General features: G+C 41.8%; 19 protein-coding genes and 1 other annotated feature (1 of these 20 only partly in view). Of the genes, 18 read left to right on the forward strand and 1 reads right to left on the reverse strand.

Features of this window, described 5'->3' with window-relative positions:
• Nucleotides 1-86 (forward strand) — a sequence feature (ribosomal protein L20 leader region); it begins 46 nt to the left of the window's first position.
• A gap of 15 nt (nt 87-101) precedes the next feature.
• The 7 genes from infC to HT714_RS07345 all read left to right on the forward strand — a co-directional run bounded on the left by infC (nt 102) and on the right by HT714_RS07345 (nt 5524).
• Nucleotides 102-632 (forward strand): translation initiation factor IF-3, encoded by a 531-nt coding sequence (infC, locus tag HT714_RS07315; protein ID WP_000848180.1) that lies wholly within the window; start codon nt 102-104, stop codon nt 630-632.
• A gap of 32 nt (nt 633-664) precedes the next feature.
• On the forward strand, nt 665-865 hold the full coding sequence (gene rpmI, locus HT714_RS07320) for a 50S ribosomal protein L35 (protein WP_001125943.1): 201 nt from the start codon (nt 665-667) through the stop codon (nt 863-865).
• A 51-nt stretch (nt 866-916) separates the two neighbouring features.
• Entirely contained in the window at nt 917-1276 is a 360-nt protein-coding gene (rplT, locus tag HT714_RS07325; RefSeq protein WP_000124834.1) for a 50S ribosomal protein L20, read from the forward strand.
• Nucleotides 1277-1334: 58 nt separating this feature from the next.
• Nucleotides 1335-1715 (forward strand): VOC family protein, encoded by a 381-nt coding sequence (locus HT714_RS07330; RefSeq protein WP_000157153.1) that lies wholly within the window; start codon nt 1335-1337, stop codon nt 1713-1715.
• Nucleotides 1716-1963: 248 nt separating this feature from the next.
• The gene (locus HT714_RS07335) at nt 1964-2764 is read left to right on the forward strand and encodes a dihydroorotate dehydrogenase electron transfer subunit (RefSeq protein ID WP_173226413.1); all 801 of its coding nucleotides are present in this window, start codon (nt 1964-1966) and stop codon (nt 2762-2764) included.
• The gene (locus HT714_RS07340) at nt 2727-3713 is read left to right on the forward strand and encodes a dihydroorotate dehydrogenase (protein WP_173226414.1); all 987 of its coding nucleotides are present in this window, start codon (nt 2727-2729) and stop codon (nt 3711-3713) included. The genes HT714_RS07335 and HT714_RS07340 overlap by 38 nt, the downstream gene beginning before the upstream one ends.
• 41 nt (nt 3714-3754) lie before the next feature.
• Nucleotides 3755-5524 carry a glucosaminidase domain-containing protein gene (locus HT714_RS07345; protein WP_173226416.1) on the forward strand — a complete coding sequence of 590 codons (1770 nt, stop codon included), beginning with the start codon at nt 3755-3757 and terminating at the stop codon, nt 5522-5524.
• 55 nt (nt 5525-5579) lie between these two features.
• On the opposite strand, the gene pavA is transcribed toward HT714_RS07345, so the two are convergent.
• Nucleotides 5580-7235 carry an Rqc2 family fibronectin-binding protein PavA gene (gene pavA, locus HT714_RS07350; RefSeq protein ID WP_173226418.1) on the reverse strand — a complete coding sequence of 552 codons (1656 nt, stop codon included), beginning with the start codon at nt 7233-7235 and terminating at the stop codon, nt 5580-5582.
• Between the two features lie 104 nt (nt 7236-7339).
• Between pavA and ybeY the strand changes: the two genes are divergently transcribed.
• The 11 genes from ybeY to tehB all read left to right on the forward strand — a co-directional run bounded on the left by ybeY (nt 7340) and on the right by tehB (nt 15977).
• Complete coding sequence (gene ybeY / locus HT714_RS07355; protein ID WP_000275156.1) at nt 7340-7837, forward strand: rRNA maturation RNase YbeY; 498 nt, start codon at nt 7340-7342, stop codon at nt 7835-7837.
• Complete coding sequence (locus tag HT714_RS07360; protein WP_000378166.1) at nt 7818-8213, forward strand: diacylglycerol kinase; 396 nt, start codon at nt 7818-7820, stop codon at nt 8211-8213. The genes ybeY and HT714_RS07360 overlap by 20 nt, the downstream gene beginning before the upstream one ends.
• A 16-nt stretch (nt 8214-8229) precedes the next feature.
• Nucleotides 8230-9129: a GTPase Era gene (era, locus tag HT714_RS07365; RefSeq protein ID WP_173226420.1), complete on the forward strand. Its 900-nt coding sequence runs from the start codon at nt 8230-8232 to the stop codon at nt 9127-9129.
• Between the two features lie 48 nt (nt 9130-9177).
• Nucleotides 9178-10002, forward strand: a complete 825-nt coding sequence (mutM, locus tag HT714_RS07370) for a DNA-formamidopyrimidine glycosylase (RefSeq protein ID WP_173226422.1) — start codon at nt 9178-9180, stop codon at nt 10000-10002.
• On the forward strand, nt 10002-10607 hold the full coding sequence (gene coaE, locus HT714_RS07375) for a dephospho-CoA kinase (protein WP_173226424.1): 606 nt from the start codon (nt 10002-10004) through the stop codon (nt 10605-10607). The genes mutM and coaE overlap by 1 nt, the downstream gene beginning before the upstream one ends.
• Nucleotides 10594-11793 (forward strand): multidrug efflux MFS transporter, encoded by a 1200-nt coding sequence (locus HT714_RS07380; RefSeq protein WP_173226426.1) that lies wholly within the window; start codon nt 10594-10596, stop codon nt 11791-11793. Before coaE ends, HT714_RS07380 begins: the two co-directional genes overlap by 14 nt.
• Nucleotides 11793-11942: a 50S ribosomal protein L33 gene (gene rpmG / locus HT714_RS07385; protein WP_001809104.1), complete on the forward strand. Its 150-nt coding sequence runs from the start codon at nt 11793-11795 to the stop codon at nt 11940-11942. The genes HT714_RS07380 and rpmG overlap by 1 nt, the downstream gene beginning before the upstream one ends.
• 39 nt (nt 11943-11981) lie before the next feature.
• Nucleotides 11982-12215 carry a preprotein translocase subunit SecG gene (gene secG / locus HT714_RS07390; RefSeq protein ID WP_000282517.1) on the forward strand — a complete coding sequence of 78 codons (234 nt, stop codon included), beginning with the start codon at nt 11982-11984 and terminating at the stop codon, nt 12213-12215.
• Between the two features lie 101 nt (nt 12216-12316).
• Entirely contained in the window at nt 12317-14671 is a 2355-nt protein-coding gene (gene rnr, locus HT714_RS07395) for a ribonuclease R (protein WP_173226428.1), read from the forward strand.
• A complete protein-coding gene (gene smpB / locus HT714_RS07400; protein ID WP_001051750.1) occupies nt 14634-15101 on the forward strand; it encodes an SsrA-binding protein SmpB in 468 nt (155 codons plus the stop codon). Before rnr ends, smpB begins: the two co-directional genes overlap by 38 nt.
• Before the next feature lie 15 nt (nt 15102-15116).
• Nucleotides 15117-15977 (forward strand): SAM-dependent methyltransferase TehB, encoded by an 861-nt coding sequence (tehB, locus tag HT714_RS07405; protein WP_173251731.1) that lies wholly within the window; start codon nt 15117-15119, stop codon nt 15975-15977.
• Nucleotides 15978-16189: the final 212 nt, after the last annotated feature.

A 16189-nucleotide genomic window follows, 5' to 3' on the forward strand; every position in this document is an offset into this window, starting at 1 on the left:
CCTGGCCCTACGGATGAAAAGTTTCTAAGAAACGCTATCATAACGTGCGGGCTTGTATAATTACGAGTCCGCTATTGTTTTTCTCTAATAAAACAAAAGAGGTGAAAACCATAGCAAAGCAAGACTTATTCATCAATGATGAGATTCGTGTACGTGAAGTTCGCTTGATTGGTCTTGAAGGAGAACAGCTAGGCATCAAGCCACTCAGTGAAGCGCAAGCTTTGGCTGATAACGCTAATGTTGACCTAGTATTGATTCAACCCCAAGCCAAACCGCCTGTTGCAAAAATTATGGACTACGGTAAGTTCAAATTTGAGTACCAGAAGAAGCAAAAAGAACAACGTAAAAAACAAAGTGTTGTTACTGTGAAAGAAGTTCGTCTAAGTCCAACGATTGACAAGGGTGACTTTGATACAAAACTTCGCAATGCACGCAAATTCCTTGAAAAAGGAAATAAAGTTAAGGTATCTATTCGCTTTAAGGGTCGTATGATTACCCATAAAGAGATTGGTGCAAAAGTTTTAGCCGAGTTTGCTGAAGCAACTCAAGATATTGCCATCATCGAACAACGTGCTAAAATGGATGGACGTCAAATGTTCATGCAATTGGCGCCAGCGACTGACAAAAAATAATTGTCAGAAAGTTAAATAAAGGAGAAAAAATCATGCCAAAACAAAAAACACACCGCGCATCAGCTAAACGTTTCAAACGTACAGGTTCTGGTGGACTTAAACGTTTCCGTGCTTACACTTCTCACCGTTTCCACGGAAAAACTAAGAAACAACGTCGTCATCTTCGTAAAGCATCTATGGTGCATTCAGGAGATTACAAACGTATCAAAGCAATGCTTACTCGCTTGAAATAATAGTTTGACTGTAAGTAAACAATTCTAGGAAATATTTGGAGGAAATAAAACATGGCACGTGTTAAAGGTGGCGTTGTATCACGCAAACGTCGTAAACGTATTCTTAAATTAGCAAAAGGTTACTATGGAGCTAAACACATCTTGTTCCGTACTGCAAAAGAACAAGTAATGAACTCTTACTACTATGCATACCGTGACCGTCGTCAGAAAAAACGTGACTTCCGCAAATTGTGGATCACTCGTATCAACGCGGCAGCTCGTATGAACGGACTTTCATACTCACAATTGATGCATGGTTTGAAATTGGCTGAGATCGAAGTTAACCGTAAAATGCTTGCTGACTTGGCTGTTAACGATGCAGCAGCTTTCACAGCTCTTGCAGATGCAGCTAAAGCAAAACTTGGTAAATAATAACTGATAAGACTGGAACAGGATTGTCCCAGTCTTTTTAAAAATAAAGGAGAAGAATATGGCTTCAAAAATGCTACACACTTGCTTGCGAGTAGAAAATCTTGAAAAATCAATCGCATTTTATCAAGATGCTTTTGGTTTTAAAGAATTGCGTCGCAGAGATTTTCCAGACCATGCCTTCACGATTGTCTATCTAGGACTTGAGGGTGACGACTATGAGTTGGAGTTGACTTATAACTACGATCACGGTCCTTATGTGGTTGGAGATGGATTTGCCCACATCGCCCTCAGTACACCTGATCTTGAGGCACTTCATCAAGAGCACAGTGCCAAAGGATATGAAGTGACTGAGCCAAATGGTCTACCAGGAACTGCACCTAATTATTACTTTGTCAAAGACCCTGATGGCTACAAGGTCGAAGTCATTCGTGAAAAATAATCTCGTGAGGTCAAGTAGAATGTTCGTTTTCTACTTGACTTTTTTTAGCTGAAAGAGTATACTAATAAAAATTTAACCTTTAAGGGGAGTCCAGAGAGACTCACAAGGTGTCAGATAAAAGAATAGTGCAATTTTCTAGAGGAGACTTTTTGAGTGTGCTCTCTTGTGTTGTACGATTTTAACTGAGGCCTTGCACTAGCAAGGTCTTTTCTTTGTCTGGTCCCCTTAAAATTTAAGGAGGAAAAGTCATGAATCCCACATGTAAGAAACGTTTGGGTGCCATTCGTTTGGAAACCATGAAGGTGGTTGCACAGGAGGAAATTGCGCCAGCAATCTTTAAATTAGTCCTAGAAGGGGAAATGGTTGAAGCTATGCGAGCAGGTCAATTTCTTCATCTGCGTGTGCCTGATGATGCTCATCTCTTGCGTCGCCCTATTTCAATTTCGTCTATTGATAAGGCTAATAAGCAGTGTCATCTTATTTATCGGATTGAGGGGGCTGGAACCGCTATTTTCTCAACCTTAAGTCAGGGAGATACTCTTGATGTGATGGGTCCTCAGGGAAATGGTTTTGACTTGTCTGACCTTGATGAGCAGAGTCAGGTTCTCTTAGTTGGAGGGGGGATTGGTGTACCTCCTCTGCTTGAGGTGGCCAAGGAATTGCATGGACGTGGAGTGAAAGTAGTGACAGTCCTCGGTTTTGCTAATAAGGATGCTGTTATTTTAGAGACGGAATTAGCTCAATATGGTCAAGTCTTTGTAACGACAGATGATGGTTCTTATGGTATCAAGGGAAATGTTTCCGTTGTTATCAAGGATTTAGATAATCAGTTTGATGCTGTTTACTCATGTGGGGCACCTGGAATGATGAAGTATATCAATCAAATCTTTTATGACCACCCAAGAGCCTATCTATCTCTGGAATCTCGTATGGCTTGTGGGATGGGTGCCTGCTATGCCTGTGTCCTAAAAGTGCCAGAAAGCGAGACGGTCAGCCAACGCGTCTGTGAAGATGGCCCTGTTTTCCGCACAGGAACAGTTGTATTATAAGGAGAAAATTATGACTACAAATCGTTTACAAGTTTCTCTACCAGGCTTGGATTTGAAAAATCCGATCATTCCAGCATCAGGCTGTTTTGGTTTTGGACAAGAGTATGCCAAGTACTATGATTTAGACCTTTTAGGTTCTATTATGATCAAGGCGACAACCCTTGAAGCCCGTTTTGGCAATCCAACTCCAAGGGTGGCAGAAACACCCGCTGGTATGCTCAATGCAATTGGCTTACAAAATCCTGGTTTGGAAGTTGTTTTGGCTGAAAAGTTACCTTGGCTGGAAAGAGAATATCCAAATCTTCCTATTATTGCTAATGTGGCTGGTTTTTCAAAACAAGAGTATGCAGCTGTTTCTCATGGGATTTCCAAGGCAGCTAATGTAAAGGCTATTGAGCTCAATATTTCTTGCCCCAATGTTGACCACTGTAATCATGGACTTTTGATTGGTCAAGACCCAGATTTGGCTTATGATGTGGTGAAAGCAGCTGTGGAAGCCTCTGATGTGCCAGTTTATGTCAAATTAACCCCTAGTGTGACCGATATCGTTACTGTCGCAAAAGCTGCAGAAGATGCGGGAGCAAGCGGCTTAACCATGATCAATACTCTAGTTGGAATGCGCTTTGACCTCAAAACCAGAAAACCAATCTTGGCCAATGGAACAGGTGGAATGTCTGGTCCAGCAGTCTTTCCAGTAGCCCTCAAACTCATCCGCCAAGTCGCCCAAACAACAGACCTGCCTATCATTGGAATGGGGGGAGTGGATTCGGCTGAATCTGCCCTAGAAATGTATCTGGCTGGAGCATCTGCAATCGGAGTTGGAACAGCCAACTTTACCAATCCATATGCCTGTCCTGATATCATCGAAAAGCTACCAAAAGTCATGGATAAATACGGCATTAGCAGTCTGGAAAATCTCCGCAAGGAAGTAAAAGAGTCTCTGAGGTAAACTGCAATCAATCTGTTCTTGATTTTTTATTAGTTTGTAATATGAATTTCAGAGAATTTTGGTACAATAAAATAAATAAGAACAGAGGAAGAAGGTTAATGAAGAAAGTAAGATTTATTTTTTTAGCCCTGCTATTTTTCTTAGCTAGACCAGACAGTGTAATGGCCAGTGATGGTACTTGGCAAGGAAAACAATACCTGAAAGCAGATGGCAGTCAAGCAGCCAATGAGTGGGTTTTTGATGCTCATTATCAATCTTGGTTTTATATAAAAGCAGATGCCAACTATGCTGAAAATGAATGGCTGAAACAAGGTGACGACTATTTTTATCTCAAATCTGGTGGCTATATGGCCAAGTCAGAATGGATAGAAGACAAGGGAGCCTTCTATTATCTTGACCAAAATGGAAAGATGAAAAGAAATGCTTGGGTAGGAACTTCCTATGTTGGTGCAACAGGTGCCAAAGTAATCGAAGACTGGGTCTATGATTCTCAATACGACGCTTGGTTTTATATCAAAGCAGATGGAGAGCACGCAGAGAAAGAATGGCTCAAAATTAAAGGGAAGGACTATTATTTCAAATCCGGTGGTTATCTACTGACAAGTCAGTGGATTGACCAGGCTTATGTGAATGCCAGTGGCGCCAAAGTACAGCAAGGTTGGCTTTTTGACAAACAATACCAATCTTGGTTTTACATCAAAGAAACTGGAAATCATGCTGACAAAGAATGGATTTTCGAAAATGGTCACTATTATTATCTAAAATCGGGAGGCTATATGGCAGCCAATGAATGGATTTGGGATAAGGAGTCATGGTTTTACATCAAATCTGATGGTAAAATGGCTGAGAAAGAATGGTTATACGATTCTAAAGGTCAAGCCTGGTACTACTTCAAATCCGGTGGCTACATGGCGAAAAATGAGACAGTAGAAGGTTATCAGCTTGGAAGCGACGGTAAATGGCTTGGAGAAAAAGCTACAAATGAAAATGCTGCTTATTATCAAGTAGTGCCTGTCACAGCAAATGTTTATAATGCAGATGGTGAAAAGCTCTCCTATATATCGCAAGGTAGTGTCGTCTGGCTAGATAAGGATAGAAAAAGTGATGACAAGCGCCTGGCTATTACTATTTCTGGTTTGTCAGGCTATATGAAAACAGAAGATTTACAAGCGCTGGATGCTAGTAAGGACTTTATCCCTTATTATGAGAGTGATGGACACCGTTTTTATCACTATGTGGCTCAGAATGCTAGTATCCCAGTAGCTTCTCATCTTTCTGATATGGAAGTAGGCAAGAAATATTATTCGGCAGATGGGCTGCATTTTGATGGTTTTAACCTTGAGAATCCCTTCCTTTTCAAAGATTTGACAGAGGCTACAAACTACAGTGCTGAAGATTTGGATAAGGTATTTAGTTTGTTAAATATTGACAATAGTCTCTTGGAAAATAAGGGAGCTACCTTTAAGGAAGCTGAAGAACATTACCATATCAATGCCCTTTACCTCCTTGCCCATAGTGCTTTAGAAAGTGATTGGGGACGAAGTAAGATTGCCAAAGATAAGAATAATTTCTTTGGAATTACAGCCTATGACACGACCCCTTACCTTTCTGCCAAGACATTTGATGATGTGGATAAGGGAATTTTAGGTGCAACCAAGTGGATTAAGGAAAATTATATCGATAGGGGCAGAACTTTCCTTGGAAATAAGGCGTCTGGTATGAATATGGAATATGCCTCAGACCCATATTGGGGCGAAAAAATTGCTAGTGTGATGATGAAAATCAATGAAAAACTAGGTGGCAAAGATTAGTCCTATAATTGGATATGATTTGAGTCTAAGCTAAAAATCCTGATTTTAAGTTAAATCAGGATTTTTTCATGGATGAGATTTTTTCGGGGTCTGGTGTGACACGGAGGGTCTTTTGTCCTGTGTAAGTGACAAAGCCGGGTTTTCCGCCAGTTGGTTTGTTGAGTTTCTTGACTTCAATCATATCTACCTGAACCAGATTTGACAGGCGACCTTGAGAGAAGTAGGCGGCCAGCTCTGCTGCGTCTGTTTTGACTTCATCAGATGGGTCTAGATTTCCTGAGATGACAACATGACTTCCAGGAATGTCCTTGGCATGGAACCAAAGTTCTTCCTTGCGGGCCATTTTAAAGGTTAGCTCCTCATTTTGTAGGTTGTTGCGACCGACATAGATGATGGTTTTGCCATCACTGGCCAGATACTGTTCTGGCTTTTTGCGTTTCTGGATTTTTTCTCGCTGTCTTCTTCGGATAAATCCGGTTTGGATCAATTCTTCACGGATTTCGGCAATTTCTTCTAGTCCAGCTTGGTTGAGCACAGTCTCCACACTTTCCAGATAGAGAATGGTTGCCTTGGTTTCCTCAATCAGATCAGTCAAGTATTTGACAGCTTCTTTGAGTTTCTGATACCGTTTAAAATAGCGTTGGGCATTCTGGTTGGGAGTCAAGGCCTTATCAAGCGCAATGGTGATCGGTTGGTTGGTGTAGTAGTTGTCTAGGATAACCTGGTCTTGGTCGTTAGGCACTTGGTGGAGGAAGGTTGTTAGCAATTCCCCTTTTTGACGAAATTCCTCCGCATTGTCTGTCGCCAGTAACTCTTTTTCTTGTTTTTTCAGCTTATGGCGATTTTTTTGAAGTTCATTTTCAACACGGCGAATGAGTTCACTGGCTTGTTGTTTGACGCGGTCTCGCTCAGCCTTATCCTTATAGTAGGTGTCCAGCAAATCAGAAAGACTGGCAAAAGGCTCTCCCACCTGATTTGCAAAAGGAACTGGACTGAAGGAAGTCTCAGTCAAGCAGGGTTTGGTTTCTTGATTGAAAAAGTTACGGAAAGTAGATAGTTTATCACTAACCAGTATCCTTTCCAATTCATTTGCTGTATCGCGTCCCAGACCTTGAAAGAGGCTTTGAAGATTTTTAGCTGTCGTTTCCTGTGTTTGCAGGATTTCAAAGAGTTTCTCGTCCTTGATCGTAAAAGGATTGAGAGATTCCGTACTTGGCGGAGCAATGTAGGTCGACCCAGGAAGCAAGGTACGGTAGCTATTTTGTGAAAAGCCGACGTGTTTAATGACTTCGAGGATTTTGTGGCTACTTTTATCAACCAGTAGAATATTACTGTGTTTACCCATAATCTCGATAATCAAGGTAGCCTGGATATGGTCTCCAATCTCGTTTTTATTGGAAACTGTAATTTCCACAATACGGTCATTTTCCACTTGCTCAATCGACTCAATCAGGGCACCCTGCAAATATTTTCTCAAAACCATGATAAAGGTGGAAGGTTGGGCTGGATTTTCAAAAGTCGTTTGGGTCAGCTGAATGCGTCCAAAAACTGGATGGGCAGAGAGGAGCAGGCGATGACTTTGGCGATTGCTGCGGATTTGCAAGACCAACTCTTGTTCAAAAGGCTGATTGATTTTCTGGATGCGACCGTTCACTAACTCTCTTCGTAATTCCTCAACCATGTGGTGTAAAAAAAATCCGTCAAATGACATCGTTCTCTCCTTGTGATTGTATTCCATAGTATTATATCAAAAAGGTAGAATAAAATCATGGAAATGTGGTATAATAAAGCCAAGTAAAGAGAAACGAGAAGCACATGTATATTGAAATGGTAGATGAAACTGGTCAAGTTTCAAAAGAAATGTTGCAACAAACCCAAGAAATTTTGGAATTTGCAGCCCAAAAATTAGGCAAAGAAGACAAGGAGATGGCAGTTACCTTTGTGACTAACGAGCGTAGTCATGAACTCAATCTTGAGTACCGTGACACAGACCGTCCGACAGATGTCATCAGCCTTGAGTATAAACCAGAATTGGAAATTGCCTTTGACGAGGAAGATTTGCTTGAAAATCCGGAATTGGCAGAGATGATGTCTGAGTTTGATGCCTATATTGGGGAACTGTTCATCTCTATTGATAAGGCTCATGAGCAGGCCGAGGAATATGGCCATAGCTTTGAGCGTGAGATGGGCTTCTTGGCAGTACACGGCTTTTTACATATCAACGGCTATGATCACTACACTCCGGAAGAAGAAGCAGAGATGTTCGGTTTACAAGAAGAAATTTTGACAGCCTATGGACTCACAAGACAATAAACGAAAATGGAAAAATCGTGACCTGATATCCAGTTTAGAATTTGCTCTCACAGGAATTTTTACTGCTATCAAGGAAGAACGCAATATGCGAAAACATGCAGTAACGGCTCTTGTAGTCATTCTTGCAGGTTTTGTTTTTCAGGTGTCACGAATCGAATGGCTCTTTCTCCTATTGAGCATTTTCTTGGTAGTAGCCTTTGAAATTATCAATTCTGCTATTGAAAATGTGGTGGATTTGGCCAGTCATTATCACTTTTCCATGCTGGCTAAAAATGCCAAGGATATGGCGGCTGGCGCGGTATTAGTGGTCTCTCTTTTCGCAGCCTTAACAGGCGCATTGATTTTTCTCCCACGAATCTGGGATTTATTATTTTAAACAGTAAGAGGAAATTATGACTTTTAAATCAGGCTTTGTAGCCATTTTAGGACGTCCCAATGTTGGGAAGTCAACTTTTTTAAATCATGTCATGGGGCAAAAGATTGCCATCATGAGTGATAAGGCGCAGACAACGCGCAATAAAATCATGGGAATTTACACGACTGATAAGGAACAAATCGTTTTTATCGACACACCAGGGATTCACAAACCTAAAACAGCTCTCGGAGATTTCATGGTTGAGTCTGCCTACAGTACCCTTCGCGAAGTGGACACCGTTCTTTTCATGGTGCCTGCTGATGAAGCGCGTGGTAAGGGAGACGACATGATTATCGAGCGTCTCAAGGTTGCTAAGGTTCCTGTGATTTTGGTGGTGAATAAAATCGATAAGGTTCACCCAGACCAGCTTTTATCTCAGATCGATGATTTCCGTAACCAAATGGACTTCAAGGAAATTGTTCCAATCTCAGCTCTTCAGGGGAATAATGTGTCTCGTCTAGTGGATATTTTGAGTGAAAATTTGGATGAAGGATTCCAGTATTTCCCGTCTGATCAAATCACAGACCATCCAGAACGTTTCTTGGTTTCAGAGATGGTCCGTGAGAAAGTCTTGCACCTAACTCGTGAAGAGATTCCGCATTCGGTAGCAGTAGTTGTGGATTCTATGAAACGAGACGAAGAGACAGACAAGGTGCATATCCGTGCAACTATCATGGTTGAGCGCGATAGTCAAAAAGGCATTATCATCGGTAAAGGTGGCGCTATGCTTAAGAAAATCGGTAGTATGGCCCGTCGTGATATCGAACTCATGCTAGGAGACAAGGTCTTCCTAGAAACATGGGTCAAGGTCAAGAAAAACTGGCGCGATAAAAAACTAGATTTGGCTGACTTTGGCTATAATGAAAAAGAATATTAAGTAGAGGTGGGCTCATGCCTGCTTCTTGTTTTTACAGAAGGAGGACTTATGCCTGAATTACCTGAAGTTGAAACGGTTCGTCGTGGCTTAGAAAAATTGATTCTAGGTAAGAAAATTTCGAGTATAGAAATTCGCTATCCCAAGATGATTAAGACAAATCTGGACGAGTTTCAAAAGGAAGTGCCTGGTCAGATTGTTGAGTCAATGGGACGTCGTGGCAAATATTTGCTTTTTTACCTGACAGACAAGGTCTTGATTTCCCATTTACGGATGGAGGGCAAGTATTTTTATTATCCGAACCAAGTTCCTGAACGCAAGCATGCCCATGTTTTCTTCCAGTTTGAGGATGGTGGCACGCTTGTTTATGAGGATGTTCGCAAGTTTGGTACTATGGAACTCTTGGCGCCTGACCTTTTGAAAGCCTACTTTATTTCTAAAAAACTAGGTCCGGAGCCGAAAGAGCAGGATTTTAATTTGCAGGTCTTTCAAACTGCTCTTACCAAGTCCAAAAAGCCTATCAAATCCCATCTCCTAGACCAGACCTTGGTTGCTGGTCTTGGCAATATCTATGTGGATGAGGTTCTCTGGCGAGTTCAGGTTCATCCAGCAAGACCTTCTCAGACTTTGACTGCAGCAGAAGCGTCAGCCATTCATGACCAGACCATTGCTGTATTGGGTCAGGCTGTTGAAAAAGGTGGCTCGACCATTCGGACTTATACCAATGCCTTTGGGGAAGACGGAACCATGCAGGATTTTCATCAGGTCTATGACAAGGCTGGTCAAAAATGCTCACGCTGTGGAACTGTGATTGAGAAAATTCAACTAGGCGGACGTGGAACCCACTTTTGTCCAAACTGTCAAAGGAGGGACTGATGGGAAAAATCATTGGAATCACAGGAGGAATTGCCTCTGGTAAGTCAACTGTGACAAATTTTTTAAGAAAACAAGGTTTTCAAGTGGTGGATGCTGACGCAGTTGTACACCAGCTACAGAAATCTGGTGGTCGTCTGTTTGAGGCTCTAGTCCAGCACTTTGGTCAAGAAATCATTCTAGAAAACGGAGAACTCAATCGCCCTCTCCTAGCTAGTCTCATCTTTTCAAATCCTGATGAACGGGAATGGTCTAAACGAATCCAAGGGGAGATTATTCGTGAAGAACTGGCTACTTTGAGAGACCAGTTGGCTCAGACAGAAGCTATCTTTTTCATGGATATTCCCTTGCTTTTTGAACAGGACTACAGCGCTTGGTTTGATGAGACATGGTTGGTCTATGTGGATCGAGATGTCCAAGTAGAACGTTTAATGAAAAGAGACCACTTGTCCAAAAATGAAGCTGAATCTCGTCTGGCAGCCCAGTGGCCTTTAGAGAAAAAGAAAGATTTGGCTAGTCATGTTTTAGATAACAATGGAAATCTGGACCAGCTTCTTACTCAAGTGCGTATCCTTCTCGAGGGAGGTGCACAAGATGACAGAGATTAACTGGAAGGATAATTTGCGCATTGCCTGGTTTGGTAATTTTCTGACAGGAGCCAGTATTTCTTTGGTTGTGCCCTTTATGCCCATTTTTGTGGAAAATCTAGGTGTTGGGAGTGAGCAAGCTGCTTTTTATGCAGGCTTGGCTATTTCTGTATCTGCTATTTCCGCGGCGCTCTTTTCTCCTATCTGGGGAATCCTTGCTGACAAATACGGAAGAAAACCCATGATGATTCGAGCTGGACTTGCCATGACCATTACTATGGGAGGCTTAGCCTTTGTCCCAAATATCTATTGGCTAATCTTTCTTCGTTTACTGAATGGTGTATTTGCAGGTTTTGTTCCTAATGCAACAGCCCTGATAGCCAGTCAGGTTCCCAAGGAGAAATCAGGCTCTGCCTTAGGTACTCTGTCTACAGGCGTAGTTGCAGGTACTCTAACTGGTCCTTTTATTGGTGGCTTTATCGCAGAATTATTTGGCATTCGTACGGTTTTCTTACTGGTTGGTAGTTTTTTATTTTTAGCTGCTATTTTGACTATTTGCTTTATCAAGGAAGATTTTCAACCAGTAGCCAAGGAAAGGGCTATTCCAACAAAGGAATTATTTACATCGGTCAAATATCCCTATCTTTTGGTCAATCTCTTTTTAACCAGTTTTGTCATCCAATTTTCAGCCCAATCGATTGGTCCTATTTTGGCTCTTTATGTGCGTGACTTAGGGCAGACAGAGAATCTTCTTTTTGTATCTGGTTTGATTGTATCCAGTATGGGCTTTTCCAGTATGATGAGTGCGGGAGTTATGGGCAAGCTAGGTGACAAGGTGGGCAATCATCGTCTCTTGGTTGTCGCCCAGTTTTATTCAGTCATCATCTATCTCCTCTGCGCCAATGCTTCTAGCCCCCTCCAACTGGGACTCTATCGATTCCTCTTTGGCTTGGGAACCGGTGCGCTGATTCCCGGGGTCAATGCGCTACTCAGCAAAATGACTCCCAAAGCCGGCATTTCGAGGGTCTTTGCCTTCAATCAGGTATTCTTTTATCTGGGTGGTGTCGTTGGTCCTATGGCAGGTTCTGCAGTAGCAGGACAATTTGGCTACCATGCAGTCTTTTATGCGACAAGCCTTTGTGTTGCCTTTAGTTGTCTCTTTAACCTGCTTCAATTTCGAACATTATTAAAAGTAAAGGAAATCTAGTGCGAGTAAAAATTAATCTCAAATGCTCCTCTTGTGGCAGTATCAATTACCTAACCAGTAAAAATTCAAAAACCCATCCAGACAAGATTGAGGTTTTAAAGTATTGTCCCAAGGAAAGAAAAGTAACCCTACATCTTGAATCTAAGTAGATTTTATGGTAAAATAATAAGGATTTTAAGGAGTTTGATATGTATAACCTATTATTAACCATTTTATTAGTATTATCTGTTGTGATTGTGATTGCGATTTTCATGCAACCAACCAAAAACCAATCCAGCAATGTATTTGATGCCAGCTCAGGTGATTTGTTTGAACGCAGTAAAGCACGCGGTTTTGAAGCTGTAATGCAGCGTTTGACAGGGATTTTAGTCTTTTTCTGGCTAGCCATTGCCTTAGCATTGACGGTATTATCAAGTAGATAAGAAAATAATGGGCAGGACTAGGTCTTTGCCTCTTTTTATTTTTAAAGGATGTTTGAGAAGGTTTTACAGTAAAAGAAAATTAAAAAATCTAGAAAGAAAATATGAAAGATAGAATAAAAGAATATTTACAAGATAAGGGAAGGGTGACTGTCAATGACTTGGCTCAAGCTTTGGGAAAAGACGGTTCCAAGGATTTTCGTGAGTTGATTAAAACCTTGTCCCTAATGGAAAGAAAGCACCAGATACGCTTTGAAGAAGATGGCAGTCTGACCTTGGAAGTTAAGAAAAAACATGAGATTACCCTCAAGGGGATTTTTCATGCCCATAAAAATGGCTTTGGCTTTGTCAGTCTGGAAGGGGAAGAGGACGACCTTTTTGTAGGAAAAAACGATGTCAACTATGCTATTGATGGTGATACCGTTGAGGTCGTCATCAAAAAAGTCGCTGACCGAAACAAGGGAACAGCAGCGGAAGCAAAAATTATTGATATCCTAGAACGTAGCTTAACAACCGTTGTCGGTCAAATAGTTCTGGATCAGGAAAAACCTAAGTATGCTGGTTACATCCGTTCGAAAAACCAGAAAATCAGCCAACCGATTTATGTTAAGAAACCTGCCCTTAAACTAGAAGGAACAGAAGTTCTCAAGGTCTTTATCGACAAATACCCAAGCAAGAAACATGATTTCTTTGTCGCGAGCGTCCTTGATGTGGTGGGGCATTCAACGGATGTCGGAATTGATGTCCTTGAAGTTTTGGAGTCTATGGACATTGTCTCAGAATTTCCAGATGCAGTTGTTAAGGAAGCAGAAAGTGTGCCGGATGCTCCGTCTCAAAAGGATATGGAAGGTCGTCTGGATCTAAGAGATGAGATTATCTTTACCATTGACGGTGCAGATGCCAAGGACTTGGATGATGCAGTGCATATCAAGGCCTTGAAAAATGGCAATCTGGAGCTTGGAGTTCACATCGCAGATGTTTCCTACTATGTGACCGAGGGTTCTGTCCTTGATAAGGAAGCCCTTAACCGTGCGACTTCAGTCTATGTGACAGACCGTGTGGTTCCAATGCTTCCAGAACGACTGTCAAATGGCATTTGCTCCCTTAATCCTCAAGTTGACCGTCTGACCCAGTCTGCCATTATGGAGATTGATAAACATGGTCGTGTGGTCAACTACACTATTACACAAACGGTTATCAAGACCAGTTTTCGTATGACCTATAGTGATGTCAATGATATCTTAGCAGGTGACGAGGAGAAGAGACAAGAGTATCAGAAAATTGTTCCTAGTATAGAACTTATGGCCAAGCTCCATGAAATTTTAGAAAACATGCGTGTGAAACGTGGAGCCCTCAATTTCGATACCAATGAAGCCAAGATTTTGGTTGATAAACAAGGTAAGCCTGTTGATATCGTTCTTCGTCAGCGTGGAATTGCCGAGCGCATGATTGAGTCCTTTATGTTGATGGCCAATGAAACAGTTGCCGAGCATTTTAGCAAGCTGGATTTGCCTTTTATCTATCGGATTCACGAGGAGCCTAAGGCTGAAAAGGTTCAAAAGTTTATTGATTATGCTTCGAGTTTTGGCTTGCGCATTTATGGAACTGCCAGTGAGATTAGCCAGGAGGCTCTCCAAGACATCATGCGTGCTGTTGAGGGAGAACCTTATGCAGATGTATTGTCCATGATGCTTCTTCGCTCTATGCAGCAGGCTCGCTATTCGGAGCACAATCACGGCCACTATGGATTAGCGGCTGATTATTACACTCACTTTACCAGTCCGATTCGCCGTTATCCAGACCTTCTTGTTCACCGTATGATTCGTGATTACGGCCGTTCTAAGGAAATAGCAGAGCATTTTGAGCAAGTAATCCCAGAGATTGCAACCCAGTCCTCAAACCGTGAGCGTCGTGCTATCGAGGCCGAGCGTGAAGTCGAAGCCATGAAAAAGGCTGAGTATATGGAAGAATACGTGGGTGACGAGTACGATGCAGTTGTATCAAGTATTGTCAAATTCGGTCTCTTTGTCGAATTGCCAAACACAGTTGAAGGCTTGATTCACCTCACCAATCTACCTGAATTTTATCATTTCAATGAGCGTGATTTGACCCTTCGTGGGGAGAAATCAGGAACAACCTTCCGTGTAGGTCAACAAATTCGTATTCGCGTTGAAAGAGCTGATAAGATGACAGGTGAAATTGACTTCTCTTACATTCCAAGTGAGTTTGATGTGATCGAAAAAGGCTTGAAACAGTCTAATCGTAGTGACAGAGGGCGTGGTTCAAGTCGTCGTTCAGATAAGAAGGAAGACAAGAGAAAATCAGGACGCTCAAATGATAAGCGCAAGCATTCACAAAAAGACAAGAAGAAAAAAGGAAAGAAACCTTTTTATAAGGAAGTAGCTAAGAAAGGAGTTAAGCATGGCAAAGGGCGAGGGAAAGGTCGTCGCACAAAATAAAAAGGCGCGTCATGACTATACAATCGTAGATACGCTAGAGGCAGGGATGGTCCTGACTGGAACTGAAATCAAGAGTGTACGAGCTGCTCGAATCAATCTCAAAGATGGCTTTGCCCAAGTAAAAAATGGAGAAGTCTGGTTGAGCAATGTTCACATCGCTCCTTACGAAGAGGGTAATATCTGGAATCAAGAACCAGAACGCCGTCGCAAACTCTTACTCCATAAAAAGCAAATCCAAAAGTTGGAACAAGAGACTAAAGGAACAGGAATGACCCTGGTTCCCCTAAAAGTCTATATTAAAGATGGCTATGCCAAGCTCCTTTTAGGCCTAGCTAAAGGGAAGCATGACTACGACAAACGGGAGTCTATCAAACGTCGTGAACAAAATCGAGACATTGCGCGCGTGATGAAAGCTGTTAATCAGCGATAAAAAGAGGAAATGAAAATGGAAAAATTAGTTGCCTATAAACGCATGCCTTTATGGACTAAAGAAACCATGCCAGAGGCTGTTCAGCAGAAACACAATACCAAGGTTGGGACTTGGGGGAAAATTACTGTTTTGAAGGGAACTCTCAAGTTTATTGAATTGACAGAGGATGGTGAGGTTCTAGCTGAACATCTCTTTGAAGCAGGAGCCGACAATCCCATGGCACAACCTCAAGCTTGGCATCGAGTGGAGGCTGCCACAGATGATGTGGAATGGTATTTGGAATTTTATTGTAAACCTGAGGATTATTTCCCTAAGAAATACAATACCAATCCTGTTCATTCAGAGGTTCTAGAGGCCATGCAGTCAGTAAAACCAGGGAAAGCCTTGGATTTGGGCTGTGGTCAAGGTCGTAATGCACTCTTTCTAGCCCAGCAAGGTTTCGATGTGACAGCTGTGGATCAAAATGAACTGGCCCTTGAAATCTTGCAAAGCATTGTTGAGCAGGAAGATTTGGACATGCCTGTTGGTCTTTACGATATCAATTCAGCTAGCATTGGTCAAGAGTATGATTTCATCGTATCGACAGTTGTTTTGATGTTTCTGCAAGCAGACCGCATTCCTGAAATTATCAAAAATATGCAGGAGAAAACCGCGGTCGGTGGCTATAACCTTATCGTTTGTGCCATGGACACGGAGGATTATCCTTGCTCAGTTAACTTCCCATTCACCTTTAAGGAAGGCGAACTAGCGAACTATTACAAGGACTGGGAATTGGTCAAGTACAATGAAAATCCAGGCCATTTGCACCGTCGCGATGAGAATGGCAATCGTATTCAACTACGCTTTGCGACCATGCTAGCTAAGAAAATCAAGTAAACATACATGAAGATTAGGAGAATTTCCTGATCTTTTTTCTTTTTTACGAATAGATAAGATAGAAGAATTGACAAAAATACGCATTATAAGTATAATTTTAGCTAGAAAGGTGACCATAAATGACAATCACAGGTAAGGAAATGGTAAAATTATACTCAATGAAAATCAAAGAGCAAACTAGGAAGCTGGCCGCAGGCTGTACTTGAGTACGG

Origin of the sequence: Streptococcus sp. 3705, from assembly GCF_013277145.1 — a bacterium.
GTDB lineage: Bacteria > Bacillota > Bacilli > Lactobacillales > Streptococcaceae > Streptococcus.